This window comes from Methylosinus sp. H3A (genome assembly GCF_015709455.1).
In the GTDB taxonomy this organism is placed as follows: Bacteria; Pseudomonadota; Alphaproteobacteria; order Rhizobiales; family Beijerinckiaceae; genus Methylosinus.
The window spans coordinates 4,300,959-4,316,935 of the sequence record NZ_JADNQW010000005.1 but is presented as its reverse complement, the minus strand read 5'-3'; the positions used below and the strand labels follow the sequence as shown (position 1 = coordinate 4,316,935).

The 15,977-nt window shown below is 66.4% G+C and carries 15 protein-coding genes; 11 read left to right on the top strand and 4 right to left on the bottom strand.

Going from position 1 to position 15,977, the window contains the following annotated elements:
* Positions 1-53: 53 nt before the first annotated feature.
* The 4 genes from tsaD (at position 54) to IY145_RS22955 (ending at position 4,308) form a co-directional block, all read left to right on the top strand.
* A complete protein-coding gene (tsaD, locus tag IY145_RS22970; RefSeq protein WP_196410322.1) occupies positions 54-1,130 on the top strand; it encodes a tRNA (adenosine(37)-N6)-threonylcarbamoyltransferase complex transferase subunit TsaD in 1,077 nt (358 codons plus the stop codon).
* 30 nt (positions 1,131-1,160) lie between these two features.
* Positions 1,161-1,706, top strand: a complete 546-nt coding sequence (locus tag IY145_RS22965) for a phospholipase D-like domain-containing protein (protein ID WP_196410321.1) — start codon at positions 1,161-1,163, stop codon at positions 1,704-1,706.
* On the top strand, positions 1,703-2,695 hold the full coding sequence (locus IY145_RS22960; RefSeq protein WP_196410320.1) for an NAD(P)H-dependent glycerol-3-phosphate dehydrogenase: 993 nt from the start codon (positions 1,703-1,705) through the stop codon (positions 2,693-2,695). The genes IY145_RS22965 and IY145_RS22960 overlap by 4 nt, the downstream gene beginning before the upstream one ends.
* Positions 2,696-2,817: 122 nt before the next feature.
* Positions 2,818-4,308 (top strand): glycosyltransferase family 39 protein, encoded by a 1,491-nt coding sequence (locus tag IY145_RS22955; RefSeq protein ID WP_196410319.1) that lies wholly within the window; start codon positions 2,818-2,820, stop codon positions 4,306-4,308.
* On the opposite strand, the gene IY145_RS22950 is transcribed toward IY145_RS22955, so the two are convergent.
* The gene (locus tag IY145_RS22950) at positions 4,289-5,389 is read right to left on the bottom strand and encodes a DUF2865 domain-containing protein (protein ID WP_246722160.1); all 1,101 of its coding nucleotides are present in this window, start codon (positions 5,387-5,389) and stop codon (positions 4,289-4,291) included. The two genes, IY145_RS22955 and IY145_RS22950, sit on opposite strands and share 20 nt — an antisense overlap.
* A 194-nt stretch (positions 5,390-5,583) precedes the next feature.
* Here IY145_RS22950 and IY145_RS22945 point away from each other — a divergent pair, with 194 nt between their 5' ends.
* The gene (locus tag IY145_RS22945; RefSeq protein ID WP_196410317.1) at positions 5,584-6,108 is read left to right on the top strand and encodes a CreA family protein; all 525 of its coding nucleotides are present in this window, start codon (positions 5,584-5,586) and stop codon (positions 6,106-6,108) included.
* 44 nt (positions 6,109-6,152) lie between these two features.
* On the opposite strand, the gene IY145_RS22940 is transcribed toward IY145_RS22945, so the two are convergent.
* Both IY145_RS22940 and IY145_RS22935 read right to left on the bottom strand, forming a co-directional pair.
* Positions 6,153-6,518, bottom strand: a complete 366-nt coding sequence (locus IY145_RS22940; protein ID WP_246722159.1) for a hypothetical protein — start codon at positions 6,516-6,518, stop codon at positions 6,153-6,155.
* An 829-nt stretch (positions 6,519-7,347) separates the two neighbouring features.
* Entirely contained in the window at positions 7,348-8,238 is an 891-nt protein-coding gene (locus tag IY145_RS22935) for a DUF2971 domain-containing protein (protein WP_196410316.1), read from the bottom strand.
* 194 nt (positions 8,239-8,432) lie between these two features.
* Between IY145_RS22935 and hemC the strand changes: the two genes are divergently transcribed.
* The 6 genes from hemC to IY145_RS22905 all read left to right on the top strand — a co-directional run bounded on the left by hemC (position 8,433) and on the right by IY145_RS22905 (position 13,547).
* Positions 8,433-9,359 carry a hydroxymethylbilane synthase gene (gene hemC, locus IY145_RS22930; RefSeq protein WP_196410315.1) on the top strand — a complete coding sequence of 309 codons (927 nt, stop codon included), beginning with the start codon at positions 8,433-8,435 and terminating at the stop codon, positions 9,357-9,359.
* Positions 9,356-10,066: a uroporphyrinogen-III synthase gene (locus IY145_RS22925; RefSeq protein WP_196410314.1), complete on the top strand. Its 711-nt coding sequence runs from the start codon at positions 9,356-9,358 to the stop codon at positions 10,064-10,066. Before hemC ends, IY145_RS22925 begins: the two co-directional genes overlap by 4 nt.
* A gap of 124 nt (positions 10,067-10,190) precedes the next feature.
* The gene (locus IY145_RS22920; RefSeq protein ID WP_196410313.1) at positions 10,191-10,946 is read left to right on the top strand and encodes a phytochelatin synthase family protein; all 756 of its coding nucleotides are present in this window, start codon (positions 10,191-10,193) and stop codon (positions 10,944-10,946) included.
* 36 nt (positions 10,947-10,982) lie between these two features.
* Positions 10,983-12,653, top strand: a complete 1,671-nt coding sequence (gene ggt, locus IY145_RS22915) for a gamma-glutamyltransferase (protein WP_196410312.1) — start codon at positions 10,983-10,985, stop codon at positions 12,651-12,653.
* 28 nt (positions 12,654-12,681) lie between these two features.
* Complete coding sequence (locus tag IY145_RS22910) at positions 12,682-13,119, top strand: YeeE/YedE thiosulfate transporter family protein (RefSeq protein ID WP_196410311.1); 438 nt, start codon at positions 12,682-12,684, stop codon at positions 13,117-13,119.
* Positions 13,116-13,547 carry a DUF6691 family protein gene (locus tag IY145_RS22905; RefSeq protein ID WP_196410310.1) on the top strand — a complete coding sequence of 144 codons (432 nt, stop codon included), beginning with the start codon at positions 13,116-13,118 and terminating at the stop codon, positions 13,545-13,547. Before IY145_RS22910 ends, IY145_RS22905 begins: the two co-directional genes overlap by 4 nt.
* A gap of 3 nt (positions 13,548-13,550) precedes the next feature.
* On the opposite strand, the gene IY145_RS22900 is transcribed toward IY145_RS22905, so the two are convergent.
* Positions 13,551-15,974 (bottom strand): glycosyltransferase, encoded by a 2,424-nt coding sequence (locus tag IY145_RS22900; protein WP_210332717.1) that lies wholly within the window; start codon positions 15,972-15,974, stop codon positions 13,551-13,553.
* Positions 15,975-15,977 lie beyond the last annotated feature (3 nt).

Sequence of the window (15,977 nt, the reverse complement as noted above, 5' to 3'; positions counted from 1 at the left end):
TCCGCTTCCGCCGGCGCGGCGATTCGCCCGCGCCTGCGCTCAAGGATCCGTCCATGCGCGTTCTCGGCATTGAAACCACCTGTGACGAGACGGCGGTCGCCGTCGTGGCCTCGCGCATCGGCGGCGATGGCGGCGACATTCTCTCCAATGAGGTGATGAGCCAGATCGCCCAGCATGCGGCCTATGGCGGCGTGGTGCCCGAGATCGCGGCGCGCGCTCATATAGATGTGCTCGAGCGGCTGATCGTGCGCGCCCTCGACACGGCCGGGACCGATCTTTCCGGCGTCGACGCGATCGCGGCCTCGGCCGGGCCGGGGCTCATCGGCGGCATTCTGGTCGGGCTCACGGCGGCCAAGGCGCTGGCGCTCGCCGCCGACAAGCCCTTCATCGCCGTCAATCACCTCGAGGCCCATGCGCTGACCGGCCGCCTCACCGAGCGGCTGGACTTTCCCTATCTCGCTCTGCTGATCTCGGGCGGCCATACGCAGCTCGTCGCCGTGCTGGGCGTCGGCGACTATAAGCGGCTCGGCTCCACAGTGGACGACGCCGCCGGCGAAGCCTTCGACAAGGTCGCGAAAATGCTGGGCCTGCCCTATCCCGGCGGCCCGCACATAGAGCGGCTCGCGGAGGAGGGCGACCCCGCGCGCTTCGACTTCCCGCGCCCCATGTTCGGCCGCGAGGGCGCGGATTTCTCGCTCTCCGGCCTCAAGACCGCGGTGCGCCAGGAGATCGCGCGGCTGGAGATCACACGCCCGGGACCGCCGACGGAGCGCGACGTCGCCGATCTCGCCGCCTCCTTCCAGGCGGCCATTGTCGATGTGCTCGTCGATCGCGTGCGCTCTGGGCTGCGCATCTTCACGCAGAATGGCGGCCGTCCCAATGGCCTCGTCATCGGCGGCGGCGTCGGCGCCAATGGCGCGATCCGCCGCGCGCTCACCCGCCTCTGCGCCGAGACCGGCCTGCGCTTCGTCTCGCCGCCGCCGAACCTTTGCTCCGACAATGGCGCGATCGTCGCCTGGGCCGGGCTCGAGCGTTTCGCGCGCGGCATGACGGATGATCTCACCTTCGCCGCGCGCCCGCGCTGGCCGCTCGACGCCACCGCCGGAGCGCTCCACCACGGCAAGGCGTGAGCTTGCGATGCGGTCGGCGGGGCGGTTGAGATGAAGCGGCTGTTGCTGGCCGCGGCGGCGACCTTCTCGGTTCCGCCGCCGCCCGGCGGCCTGCTGTCGCAGGAGCCGCTCGCCGTCGGCGTGCGCGTTTTCTATGGGCCGCGCGCCGGCTTCGAGGATCTCGATCTGCGCCTCATCGGCGGCGCGCGAAAATCCATCGACATGGCCGCCTATGTCCTCACCGATCGTGCGGTGATCTCGGCTCTCGGCGCAGCCGCCATGCGCGGCGTGCGCGTGCGAATCTATCTCGACGGGGAGGAGCGCGGCGGCCTCAGTCCCGCCGTCGAGGCCGTCGCCGCGGCGCGCAATATGGAGATCAAGCGCAAGGGTCGCTCGCGCGACCTCATGCATCTGAAATCCTATCAGGTGGATGGTCGGGCGCTGCGCAGCGGCTCGGCCAATTTTTCCGTCTCGGGCGCGGAATTCCAGGACAATGACCTCATATTGATCGAAAGCCCGGCCGCCGTCGCGCAATTCGAGGAGACTTTCGAGCGGCTGTGGGCGCGCTCGGACAATCAGAAGATCGGGATGAGATGAGCAGCGAGGAGAAGATCGCCGTGCTCGGCGCCGGCGCCTGGGGCACGGCGCTCGCCAATGTCGCCGCGACCGGCCGCTCGGGCGTCGCGCTCTGGGGTCACGATCCCGAGCATATCGCCGCTCTGGCGCGCGACCGCGAGAACCGCGCGTATCTCCCCGGCATGCCGCTCGCCGAGGGCGTCGCGCCCTGCGCCGAGCCTTCGGTGGTCGCGGGCGCCGGCGTCGTGCTCGGCGTCGTCCCCGCCCAGGCGATGCGCGGGGTCGCGCGGCGCTTCCGTCCGATTCTGGCGCCCGGAACGGCTTTCGTCATCTGCTCCAAGGGCATAGAGCGCGGTACGCGCCGTTTCATGAGCGAGGTGGCGGCCGAGGAATTGCCGCAGGCGAAGATCGCCATTCTCTCCGGCCCGAGCTTCGCCGCCGACGTCTGCCGCGGCCTTCCCACGGCGGTGACGCTCGCCGCCCGCGACGAGGCGCTGGCGCGGCGCCTCAGCGAATTGCTGTCGACGCGCGCTTTCCGCCTCTATCGCTCCACCGATGTGCTCGGCGTCGAGATCGGCGGCGCGGCGAAGAATGTGCTGGCCATCGCCAGCGGCATGGCGGCGGGCAGGGCGCTGGGCGCCAGCGCCGGGGCCGCGCTGATCGCCCGCGGCTTCGCCGAGCTGATGCGCCTCGGCCGCGCCTATGGCGTCAATCAGGAGACTTTGATGGGCCTCTCGGGCCTCGGCGATCTGGTCCTCACCTGCGGCTCGGCGCAATCGCGCAATTTTGCGCTGGGCGCGGCCCTGGGGCGCGGCGAGGCGCCGCTCGAGGCCGCCCATGGCAAGCTCGCGGAGGGCGCCTTCACCGCCTCCGCTCTCGTGGCCATGGCCAGGGAGCGCGGCGTCGAAATGCCGATCGCCGAAGCGGTGGATGCGATTCTGGCGGGCGCGATCGGCGTCGATCAGGCGATCGAGGCGCTGCTGATGCGGCCGCTGAAGGCCGAGGCTTGAGCTTTCGTTGACGGCTTCGTGCGATCGTCTCGCCGATGCAATGCGAGCCTGAAATCGCGCCCCTTTCCGGACCCTCTCCCGCTTCGCGGGAGAGGGAGCAGATTCCGCGCTTCATCGAGACTTTGCGAAACGTCGCCGCCCCCCTCTCCCGCGGAGCGGGGGAGGGTGAGGGCCTCGCGGTCTTCCGATCGAGCGACGCGCCCCGCTATTTCCCCGCCCTCATCGCCCTCACCCTTCTCGGCGCCGCGCTGCGCCTCTACGCCGCGCGAGGAGATCTCTGGCTCGATGAAATCTGGACGCTGAACCTGCTCGAGCGGGCGCGTTCCTTCGTCGATGTGTTCATCGGCCTGCATCACGACAATAATCATGTCGCCAATTCCGCCTGGCTCTGGCTCCTCGGTCCCGACGCTCCGGTTCCGCTCATGCGGCTGGCGGCGGTCGTGCTCGGCGTTCTGGCCATTCCCGCCGCCGCGGCCGCCAGCCGCCGCTATTGCGACGCCGCCGGGCTCCTCGCCGCCTTCGTCTTTGCGACCTCTTATTTCTTCGTCCATTACGGCTCGGAGGCGCGCGGCTACGCCGGCATGACGCTCGCCGTCCTGCTGGCCTACGGAATCTTGGACGCCATTGTGGTCCAGGGCGCCTCTGGGCGCCGTCTGCTGATCCTAGCGGCGGCGATCGGCTTTGGAACCTTCTGCCATCTCACAATGATCGAGGCGACGGCCGCGCTCGTTCTGACGGCGGTCGTGCGCGCCCGTCGGCGCGATCTGGGCCGGGCCGTCGCCATTGGCGCTGTGGCCGGGCTGGCCAGCCTTCCGGCGCTGGGCTGCTTCGTCTATGGCGCTCTCGCTCCGGATTTTCAGGTCGGGGCGATGGTCCCGTTGAGCGCGCAGATTTTCGCCGAGGGCGTCTCGGGAATGGCGCGGGCGACGCTGGGCTTCCCGCGCGGAGTCGATGATTTCGCCATTCTCGCCATGGCGGCGCTGCTCGCGCTCGGCCTGCTGGCGGTTCTGCCGGCCGAGCGGCAGGTGTTTCCGGCGATCGCGGTTTTCGGCCTACCGCTGCTGCATGTCGCCGCGGCTCTGCCGAGCCAGCAATATCCGCGTTTCCATTCCACGGCGGCGATCGGCCTGGCGCTGCTCGCCGCCGAAGGCTGCACGGCGCTCTACCACGCGGGAGCCTGGAGGCGCTGGGCGGCGATCATCCTGCTCTCAGGGTTTGCGGCCGGCGACGCGCTGAAGCTCGCCGATTTCTACCGCGACGGCCGCGGCCATTACGCCGATGCGGTGAAGATCATGGCCGAGCGGAAAGAGGCGCCTTACGCCGTCGATTTCGCGCGAGGGGAGACGAAGGCCGTCGTCGCCTATCACGCGCGCAGGCTCGGCGTCGCCGCGACGCCCGTCGCCCTGGCGGATTGGTGCGCCACGCCGCCGGTTTTTCTGCTGGTGGTCGATCTGCCGGATGCGAATGCGGACCATGCGGAGCGCCGCTCGGCCGGACCGTCGGATTGTCGCGCGGCCTTCCGCCGTCGCGGCGCCTTCCCGGCTTCCGGCCTCTCCGGATTCGCCTGGACGCTCTATGAGCGCGAGGAGGGCGTCACAATGTCGGGGCGATGACGCGCACGCGTTTCTTGACGCCATCGGCGCCGACGATCTCCCGCGTCGTCTCGCGGCCCGCGACCGGCCGTTTGTCCGGCTGAGCGGGCTCCGGGCCGGGGGAGGGGAGGTTGGGCGAGACGGCGCCCCGCGCAGCGCGCGCGGCGATCGGCCGCGAGAGCTCCTCCGCCTTTTCCTCCGAGACGACGAGATCGCCGCGGTTCCTCTCGGCCAGCAGGCGCTCTGCCTCGGCGAGCGTCTCCGCCCAGCTGCGGCCGGCCGGGCGGCAGGAGCAGGTGGGGTCGTAGCTCTTGGTGAATTTCAGCGCATTGGGATGGTCGGCATAGGCCTCGCCGTCCATCGACACTGCGGTCTCTATGTCGCGTGAGGGCGAGCGCGTGTAGAGCGCCACTTCGACATTCGGGCATTGCGCCCGGCAGATATCCTGGAGATCGGCGAGATTGGCGCGGCGGGCCGAATAGCTGATCGGGAAGAAGCCGCCGTCGCAAGCGCGCACGCAGACCGCGAGCGAGCCGCCGCGCGCGACCGGCGCGCCATTGTCGTCCAGATCGCTCTCCTGCGGCGTCGCCGGGAGCTCGCGGGCAGTCGTCGGCTCCTCCTCTTGCGAGCCGAACAGCTCCTCGAGAATATTGCGCTGGCGGGAGACGACGCGCGTCGGCTGCGGCCGGCACTGCTGATCGAAGCGCGCCTGCAGCGCCTGCCGCTGGCCGTCGCCCGAACTCTGCTGGAGCGAGGCGAGATTGGAGCGCATCTGCGCGACGCGGCCGTTGATCGCGCCGCATTGCGGCGGTGGGGCGTTGCCGAAGAACAGGAATTGCTGCCGATCGCAGCCGATGGAGCGCCCATAGGCGACGGTGCGGTCGATCTCTTTCTGCTGGGTCGCCGCGGCGGCGCGATAGCGGGCCGAGCCCGCATTATTGCCGGCGGCGGCGATCTGCGCGCGCAGATTGTCGCAATAGGCCGATTGCGCCAGAGCCGGCGAAGCGAGCAGCGCTGCGGCCACCAGGGCGAGCGCGCCCGCGAGGCGCCGTAGCGGCCCCTTCCGCGAAGCTGTCTCCGGGGTGATATGTTTGGCCGACATTGGTCCTATATCACGCGATTCGAAAGGCGAGGCGCCGGAGGCCGGCGAATCCGAAACCGTCGAGCTCGAGACCATATCGGGCATATCGTCCGTTCGATCAATCGGCTCGCGATTGTCGCGAGCTTCTTGTCGCGAACAAGGCGCGTCACGACATTTGTCGAGGGAATTTCCCTGCGCTCTGGAGGAACGCACTTATGAAGCCGTCCAAATTCGTCCTGTCCGCTCTCGTCACCACGGGGCTTTTCGCCGCTGCGGGCGCAGCGCCCGCCCGGGCCGACGGGCCGGACCTCATTTTCCGCAAGTCGACCGACTTCAAATTGCTGACCCCGAACGACAAATTGGCGACCTATGTGCTCGACGACCCGGAGATCGACGGCGTCGCCTGCTATTACACCGTGCATGAGAAGGGCGGCGTCGCGGGAATGTTCGGCGTGGCGGAGCAGACCTCCGACGTGTCGCTCTCCTGCCGCCAATATGGGCCGGTGAAATTCAAGGAGAAATTCGGCCAGGGAGACGAGGTGTTCAGCGAGCGCCGCTCGGCTCTGTGGAAGCGCCTGCATATCGTGCGCGGCTGCGACTCCAAGCGCAATGCGCTGGTCTATATGGCCTATTCCGACCGACTGATCGAAGGATCGCCGGAAAACTCCACCTCGAGCGTGCCGATCCAGCCCTGGGGGACGGGCGATGTCGCGCAATGCGGCGAGTTCTTGAAGAAATAACGGGCCGGCGGGCCTGCGCCCGCCTGCTCTCGATCGCTGCAGGATCAATCGCCGCAAGAGACGACGGCGGCCTCCGCCGTCGCAGGCCTGCGCGCCGAGGCCGGGCCGATCGCAGAGGTCACATCGTCGGCGCGGCCGAAGGCCACTGCGGGGCCGTGACCATGCGACTCGCACCAGGAATCGGCGACGACCTTCCCGCAATCTTTCTTCTGCGTGATGCATTCGACGACGCCGTAGCCTTCGTGGCCGGAAATCAAATAGACGTTTTTCGGCGCTTCGACGGCGCGCGCGCCGCCCTGCGCCGCCGCGAGCAGCAATCCGCCCAGCAGCGGAATGGCGAGACGCGGCAGAACGAGACGCTGAAAGTCGGTGGAGAACATGGGGAGCACGCCTCGCGCGGGGACGCTCATTCGCCTCGCCGCGCCGGCTTTCGGTTTATCCGATCGCGGTTAAGGCGCGGTTAAGTTCGCGCCGATTTGCAGGCCTGTCTGTGTGCGCGATGCTGGCGGCGGCGCTCTGCCACGCGGCAGGGGCTGTCGATCCGCAGAGCTTTTGATAGGAAATAATTCAGAGCGCGCGGGCGCGCCCCGGCACCGCGCGGCGCGGGGGTGAGAAAGGGCGTTTCGGGACGCCCCGGCCCCTGACGGCCGTTGCGCGAAGAATTCGATCGGGTCCAGAGCGTCCCGAAACGCGGTTGTCGTTCTCGTCGACATCCCGAGGCTTGGTCGGACCCGCGAATCCTGGGGTTTCTCGATCAAGACGCGATCGAGTCCGACGGCCTGGGATCACGGAGCGGTTCTTGTTTCTCCCTATGGACGGGAGAAGAACGCCGCCCGGCGACGCGCTGCCTGTCCATGGACGGGGGTCGCCATCCCGGATGGAGCCGCCCCCCGCCCGCGCCCCACGACCCGAGGAGCGCGCCCTTTGTGGGAGGGAGTGGGAGAGAGTGGGAGGGGTATAGGAATATTTTCAGGATGTGTCAAGGAGGGCTGTCGGGATCCCCGTCATGGCCGCGCTCGTCGCGGCCATCCACGCCGCGACCTCCCGGAAAAGCCGACGACACGAGCGAAACGGCGCTGTCTCTTCCTCCAGCGCGTCGCCGTGTCCTGGCGTGGATGGCCGCGACAAGCGCGGCCATGACGATGGAACATGAGGAGTGGGCTCTTGCCGCAATGCTGTATTTGCTGCATAATGCAGCATTGTTGGAGGGTGAAATATCCGACCTCGGCGGGCAGAAAATTAGCTGTCGACTTCAATAGAAAACGTGGTCTTTGAGAGCTTCGCACTGCGGATCGCGATATTTTCGCAAGGAGATCCTTTCATAAGATCACTAAGACGCCGACGATTTTCGTCGCTAAATTTTGGTCCTGTAATAATCGAAATTAAACTATCTTTATGGAATGCAACGCTTTTGGTTATTTCATCATCATAGACCACACGGATTTCGGATTCGTAAGCCCATTCCTCCGACTTTACAAAGAAAAGAATCTTCTCACTTTCTGCGCGTTTGAGAGGGGTGGCGTTGACCGGAATCCTAGGGCCGCCCAGCTTGGATGACAAAGAAAGCGCGAGGCTCAATGGATAGGTCGGGCGGTATTTCGTGTAACCGACATATCCCAGAGTATGATTTCTTTTCCACCTAAATCCTTTGGCAAGGAACTGAAGACAAGCGCCTTGGTAGCTGTTCGCATAATGAGCCCACAGCAGACCAGAATCTGCTCTCTCGCAGAACGAGATAATTCGATACTGAGTGGCGACACTGTTAAGAAATGATAACGCCTGCTGCCGATACGGCTCACAGTCTGAAAACACGTCCTGGAGTGGCATCGGCTGTTTACCAGAGAATCTCTCCATGATGTCATTATGTCTTACGGCCGCTGCAATCGTGTTTGGTTGGAGGTCGTCGAAAGTGTTTGGCGACAGCTCGAATGGATCGTTTAGACTTAGAGCAGATGAACCAACGAGCTCCAAATTGTGTAAGGTCTTATATAAGTAATCCCATGAGATATCAGAATTTAGACTTACATACTTGAACATTGATTGATGGTCGCTTGGTCGCTTTAGGTTGGTTCCTGTCTGAATTCGTGTAATTTCGTCGGCTGTCCAGCCCTCAAAATCATAGTTTGACATAGTTTTTACTTACGTCTCCCAGCAGTCAGGCGTGTGCCGAGGCTGATTATCGTCGAAACGCATGCCGCGCACAATGAAGCAGGTAGTGCCTGCTCAAAATCCAATCCGCCGCACTCCCCGCCCCTCCCGCCCGCTTGTAGCCCGGCCGCTTTTCCCTATAGTCCGCCTCGACAATTCCCACGGCGGACGAGGCTATGACGACCACCCCCCTACGCATCGGCACACGCGGCAGCCCTCTCGCTCTGGCGCAGACGTGGCAGCTGCGGGCCTTGCTGGCCGCGGCGCTCGGCCTCGCCGAGGACACGCTGCCGATCGAGGTCATCCGCACGACGGGCGACATCATCCAGGATCGGCCGCTCTCGGAATCGGGCGGCAAGGGGCTGTTCACCAAGGAGCTCGATATCGCCCTCATCGAGGGGCGCATCGATCTCGCCGTGCATTCCTCCAAGGATTTGCCGACGCATCTGCCGCCGGAGATCGCCATCGCAGGCTATCTCCCGCGCGAGGATGTGCGCGACGCCTGGATTGGCCGCGATGGCGCGACGCTCGACGCGTTGCCCGAGGGCGCGGTGGTGGGCACGGCGTCGCTGCGGCGCGGCGCGCAGGTGAAGCGGCTGCGGCCGGATGTCTCGATCGTCCTGCTGCGCGGCAATGTCGAGACAAGGCTGCGCAAGGTGGAGAGCGGCGAGGTGGACGGCACGCTGCTGGCGCTCGCCGGGCTGAAGCGGCTCGGCCTCGAGCGCCACGCCACCGCCATTCTGCCGATAGAGGATTTTCTTCCTGCCGCCGGACAGGGCGCCATCGCCGTGACCAAGCGCGCTGGCGACGCCCGCGTCCGCGAGGCGCTGGCCGCCATCCTCGATCCGGCGACCGCCGCGGCGCTGGCGGCCGAGCGCGCCTTTCTCACCGTGCTGGACGGCTCCTGCCGCACGCCCATCGCCGCCCATGCGCGGCTCGACGGCGAGGAGATCGCGTTCCATGGCATGGCGCTGCGGGCGGATGGATCGCAGGTCTATGAAGCGCGACGGCGCGGGCCCGCCATAGACGCCGCGCTGATCGGCGACGATGCGGCCAATGAAATTTTGCTGCGCCTGCCGAACGGGGTCGCGGGCCTCACATGAGGCGCGTTCTCGTCACGCGGGCGAGAGAGGACGCCGAGCGCACGGCGGAAGAATTGCGGCGCCGCGGATTTGCGTCGCTGATCGCGCCCGTGCTGGAAATCGCCGCGAGCGGCGCGCCGATTCCGACGGAGACTTTCGACGCGATCCTCGCGACCAGCGCCCGCGCGATCACTTTTGTGGGCGAGGGGCTGGCGGCTTTGCGCGCGCCGTTTTTCGTCGTGGGCGCCAAGACGGCGCAGGCGCTCGCGGCGCGTGGCGCGCAGGCGGAGGCGAGCGCGCCGGATGTGGCGGCGCTGACGGCGCTGTTGCAATCGCGCTTCGCCGGGCCGTCGCGTTTCCTCTATCTCGCCGGCCACGACCGCAAGGACGATCTCGAATCCTTCCTGCGCGCGCGCGGCCATGCGGCGACGGTCGTCGAGACCTATGAGGCGCGCGCGGCGCCGGCGCTCGGCGGCGAGGCAATAGCCGCGCTGATCGCCGACGAGATCGACGCCGTGCTGCATTATTCGGCGCGCAGCGCGTCGATCTTCCTCGCTCTGGCCGATGCGGCCGGAGCGCCCCCGCCGCTGCGCGCGCGCATCGCGCATCTCGCTCTGTCGGAGGAGGTCGCGCGCGTGTTGCGCGAGGCGGGCTGCGCCGAGATTCGCGTCGCCGCCGCGCCGGATCAGGCGAGTCTTCTGGCTGCGCTCGAGGCGGTTTCGCGATAGGGCCGCGCTCGCGCCAGCGGGACGAAAATTGCATAGCGTCGCCGGCGCCTCTAAGCTGCATCCTTACGCCCGCTCCGCTCGCGCCATCGCGCGCTGTCGATCGGCCAGCTTCTCCGAGGATGAAATGACGAAGACGTCGATTCTCCGACGACGATTTTTTTCTCTTCTCTTTCCGGCTCTCGCCCTTTGCGCGGCTGCGCTTTCGCCGGCGCTGGCGGAGCGCCTGCCGCTTTCGGACAATCTCGTCGATCTGCGCAGCGCGCAGGGGCGCGAGTGGTTCCTCGAGGCCGAGGCGCGCGAGGCCTATTGGCCGCTCTCCTCGGAATTCGTCACTCAGAAGAACGGCTCCTTTTGCGGCGTCGCCACTCTGGTGATGCTGCTCAACGGCCTCGACATTCCAGCGCCCGCCGGCGATGGCATGGGGAGCTTCTCGCAGGACAATGTCTTCAGCGAGAAGACCGAGGCGGTGGTGAAGCGGGAGAGCGTTCTGCGGCGAGGCATGACGCTCGACGAGTTCGGCGGCCTCGTCGCGAGCTTCGGCCTCGAGGCGAAGGTCACGCATGCCGCGCAGAGCTCGCTGGAGGAATTCCGCGCGAGCGCGGTGGAACATCTCTCGCGCAAGAGGCGCCATGTCGTCGTCAATTATCAGCGCGCCGCGCTGGGGCAGGCGCGCAGCGGACATATCTCCCCGCTCGCCGCCTATGACGCCAAGACGGATCGCTTCCTTCTTCTCGACGTGGCGCGCTACAAATATCCGCCCGTCTGGATCTCGGCCCATGATCTATTCGATGCGATGAATACGACCGACGCCGGCAATGAGGGCCGCAGCCGCGGCTTCGTTCTCATCGGCCCGGCGGCGGGAATAGGCAGCGGGCAATAGTCGGCCGCTGCGCATTGCTCCACACACGAGTCCTCGATGCGATTGCTTCTCTCTCTCATTTTCTCCCTTCTGGCTCTCACCGCTACGGCCGAGCCGGTCGCGACCGGGCGGCGCGGCATGGTGGTGAGCGAGCATCGTCTCGCGAGCGATATCGGACTCGACATATTGAAGGCGGGCGGCAACGCCGTCGATGCTGCGGTCGCTGTCGGCTATGCGCTCGCCGTCGCGCATCCTTGCTGCGGCAATCTCGGCGGCGGCGGCTTTCTGCTGCTGCATCTGCCGGGGCGCGGCGAGCGCTTCCTCGATTTTCGCGAGACGGCGCCTTCGGCCGCTACGCCGGATATGTTCCTCGACGCCAAAGGCGATGTCGACAAGCAGGCGAGCCGCATCGGTTATCGCGCCGTGGCGGTTCCGGGAACCGTGCTCGGTCTCGAGACCGCCCATGCGAAATACGGCCGCCTCCCGCGCGAAAAAATCATCGCGCCGGCCATTGCGCTCGCCGAGCGGGGCTTTGTTCTCGAGGAGGCCGACATTCGCCTGCTGCGGGCGGCGACGCGATTGAAAGACAGTCCCGCCGCGGCGAAAATCTTCTCGCGCGCGGATGGCTCGCCGTTGCAGGCGGGGGATCGTCTGGTCCAGAGCGATCTTTCGCGTCTCTTGCGCGAGATTGCGGAGCAGGGGCCGCGCGCCTTTTATGAAGGGCGCATTCCGCAGGCGATCGAGCGCGCCGCGCAGGCCGAGAAGGGCGTGATCGCGGCGCATGATTTCGCGCTCTATGACGTCATGGAGCGCGAGCCGGTCCATTGCGTCTATCGCGGCTATGATTTCTACTCCTCCGCGCCGCCGAGCTCGGGCGGCGTGGCGCTGTGCGAAATATTGAATATTTTGGAAGGCTATGATCTCGCCGCTCTCGGCTTTCACACGCCGCAATCCTCGCATCTTCTCGTCGAGGCGGAGCGTCGCGCCTTTTTCGATCGCAATAATTCTCTCGGCGATCCGGATTTCGTGAACAATCCGGTCGCGCGTCTCACATCTCGATCTTACGCGGCCGCGCTGCGAAAAAACATCGGCGCCGATCACGCGACACGCTCGGCCGATCTTTCGCCCGGCGCCGCGCCGCGCGAGCGGCTGGAGACGACGCATTATTCGATCGTCGACGGCGAGGGCGGCGCCGTCGCCGTCACCTATACGCTCAACGGCTATTTCGGCGCGCAGATCATGGCGCCGGAAACGGGCGTGCTGCTCAATGACGAGATGGATGATTTTGCCGCCGCGCCCGGCGCGGCCAATGGCTTCGGCCTGGTGCAGGGAAGCGCCAACGCCATCGCGCCCGGCAAGAGGCCGCTCTCCTCCATGTCGCCGACCATCGTCATGAAAGACGGAAAGCCCGTGCTCGTGCTCGGCAGCCCCAATGGGCCACGCATTATTTCGGTGACGTTGCAGACGGCGCTCAATGTCATCGATCATCACATGTCTTTGGCGCAGGCGGTGGCGGCGCCGCGCATTCATCACCAATGGCTGCCGGATGTCGTGCTGGCCGAGCCCGGCGCGCTCTCCGCCGACACGCGCCGGCGGCTCGAGGCGATGGGGCACAAGATCGAGGATCACGCGCCCTTCGGCGCATCGGAGGCGATCGCGATCAGCGACGGCGTGATGACGGGCGTCAATGATCCGCGCTCGGCGGCGGGAGCGGCGCGCGGCTATTGAGCCGGGGCGAGAGAAGGCGGGGTTGCGGATGCATATCGACTGGACGAATTTCACCCCTTGGAGTGCGGCGGCGGGCGGCGTGGCGATCGGCCTCGCGGCGGGCCTGATGATTTTGCTGCTCGGGCGCATAGCGGGCGTCAGCGGCATTGTCGCGGGTCTGCTGCCGCCCGCGAAAGGCGACGTCTCCTGGCGCGTCGCTTTCATCCTCGGCCTCGTCGCCTCGGCCGCGCTCCTGCGCCTCGCCGGCGCGGCGGCGACGCCGGTCTTCGACATAGGCTATGACGCGACCATCGTCGCCGGACTGCTCGTCGGTTTCGGGACGCGGCTCGGCGGCGGCTGCACCAGCGGGCATGGCGTTTGCGGCCTCTCGCGCTTGTCGCCGCGCGCGCTCGTCGCCACGCTCGCCTTCATGGCGAGCGGCGCGCTCACCATTTTCGTTCTTCGCCACATCATGGGTCGGCCATGACCAGATCGACGATCGCCGCTTTCGCCATCGGCCTCCTCTTCGGCCTCGGCCTCTGCGTCTCCGGCATGATTCTGCCCAGCAAGGTGAAAGGGTTTCTCGACGTCGCCGGCGCCTGGGATCCCTCGCTCGCCTTCGTCATGGGCGGCGCCATCGGCGTCGGGCTGATCGCCTTTCGTTTCGCGCGCGGCCGCTCGCGCGCGCTGCTCGGCGACGAGATGCGCCTGCCAACGAATAATCGCATCGATGCGCCGCTCGTCATCGGCGCGACGATCTTCGGAGCAGGGTGGGGGCTCGCAGGCGTGTGCCCCGGCCCAGCGATCGTCGATCTCGCCTTTCTCGAGCCGCAGGTCGCCGTCTTCGTTCTCGCCATGCTCGCCGGAATGGCGATCGAGAAAGGCGCGCGCGGCTTCATCGGCGGCGCGCGCTGACGTTCACGCGCCGCGGCCCAAAATCGTTTTTATGCGCGCGTCGAGACGTTGGGCGAAGGCCTCGGTCGAAAATCTGGTCTCGGCGAGCGTCCGAGCCGCGGCGATCTTGGCCTCTCGCGCTTTGCGGTCGGCGAAGACCGTCTGCATCGCTTCGACGCTGTCGGCGAAATTCGGCTCCGCCCAGAGCTGGTCGCCACGCGTGCGCGGATATTCGCCGGGGCCGACCGGAACGAGGCGATAGGGCACGAGAAACGCCGTCCGATCGTCGCAAAATTCCATATTGCCGGAATAGGCGGTGGCGATCACCGGCGTCTCCAGCGTCATCGCCTCCAGCATATGATAGCCAAAGCCCTCGGCGCGATGCAGCGAGACATAGCAATCCGCGCCTTCGATCAGCGCCATCTGCTCGTCATCGTCGAGAATGCGGTCGACGAGAATGATCCGATCGCATTCCTCGACGACATTGCGAATGGATCGCCAGACGTCCATTTCGCGCGTCGCCCGCACTCTGTCGACGCTATGCGTCTTGATGACGAGCTTGACCCTCGCCTCTTTTGGAAAGGCCGCGAGAAAGGCGCGCATCGTCCCGAGCGGATTTTTCCGATAGACGCCGGAGAGCGCGTCGCAGGAGGCGAGAAAGACGAAATCATCCGCGCGCGCGAAATCTCCATAGACGAGCGAACGCGCCGCTTCGCGCCCCCTTTTGCGCAAGGAGCGGCGCGATGTGCCGACCGTGAAGGTCGGTCTATGGCCGCTGAGCGCCTGCGTCGTGAAGTCCGACGCGGACCAGAGCTCGTCGACCAGCGTCAGGCCGAGCATTTGCGCCGGATGCGGCGTCGGCATTTCGAGATAGGGAAAGGCGACGGTCCGGCTGTCGGACCACACGTCCGGCAGATAGGCGATCGCGCTCGGCAACTCCTCGAGATTGAGGTGAAGAATATTGATCTTGGCGCGGCCGGGCGTCGTCGAAAGAGGCGCGGCGTCGGAGCGAATCCGGTTCGGATAATCCAGAGTGAAGTCGCAGAGCCGCACGGAATGATCGAGGCGTTCGAGCGCAGCGGCGAGCGCGCGGCAGCTGTCGGCTATGCCGAGTTGTCGGCTGAAGGGACCGATGAGTTGAATGTCGACCGTCTCGCCTTCGGGCGCGGGCAGCGTGACCGCATGCGCGCGATGTCCCGACGGCGTGCGCGAACGAAAACGCTTCGCGCGATCGTCATAGCCGAGCGCGTCGATCGACGCGCGCCAGCCCGACACTTCGACGCCGCCGGTCCCGAACAGGCGTCGCGACTCTTCGTCGAAGGGCGCGACGCCGTCCTGCTGCGGCGACAGAAAGGCCTCGAGCCAATCTCGCGGAATGAAGCTCAGATAATGCGGCGCCCGGGCGGCGAAGAGGAGCATGGCGAAATAGGCGGCGCGCCGATCGGCTTCCGTCGCGATATTCATGCGGCGTAGGAGGGGATGCGCGTCGAGGAAGCGCTTCATGAAGGCCGAGAGCGGGAAGCGGTAATGATCCTCGCAGGAGCGCAGCAGCTGCGCATGCGCTTCCGCGACGAGGCAATCCTCGACATTGAACGCAGCGCAGCTGAATGCGGCCCATCGAAAGATCGCGTCGAGACGCTCGGCCTCGGTCGCGCGCTCGGGCGGCGCTTCGGCGAAGAGGCGCATCGCTCGGCTCGGCGCGAAGCGATCGCCCGCGGTCGGCCCGTCATTTAGAAATTCGATGTCTCGCGCCGAGAGCGGTATGCGCAAGGGTCGCCGCGCGCGTCCGTAGAATTCGACATAATGGGCGAGAAAGGCTTCGCGATCCGCGATCGAAATGGTCGCGTCGAATTTGTCGGCGAGATCCCATTTATAGCGATTATGGTCGAGATAGGCGCAGAGCGCTTCTCCCAGAATGGGCGGCGGGGCGGGAACCGACGTCGGCGCGAACAGCAATTCCGTCGTGTGCAACGTCTGCGCCGCGCGAGGCGTAGAGGCTTCCGCCGTCTCGTGCTCGCGTGAGGCGAAAGCCGTTGCGAATGTCGCGCGAAGATAATCGTCCCGACCGAGGCGGCGAACGAACAGCGCGCGCGCTTCCGTCGATGTCAGCTCGAGCGGCGTCTCCGCGACGGCGTAGACGCGAATCTTCGTTTCGGCGCCACGCGAGAAGGTCGCGGGAATTGCGACGTCGAAGCCATGGCGGCCGTCGCCTATGCCATGGGCGGCGAGATCGTCTCTCGGCATATCCGCCGATCGTCGGCAGACGAAGACATCGTCCGCGAAAATATCGACGAGCACGCGCAATCTCGGATGCGCGGGGCGATAGGCCCAGCCATGGACGACGCCGTCGCGGCATCCGTCCAGGCGCCCGACGATGTCGAGATCGTCGGTCGGAAGGCCGAGCGAGAGGCGAATGAGCTTGATCGCTCGGCGCTGGGCGACGCCCATATT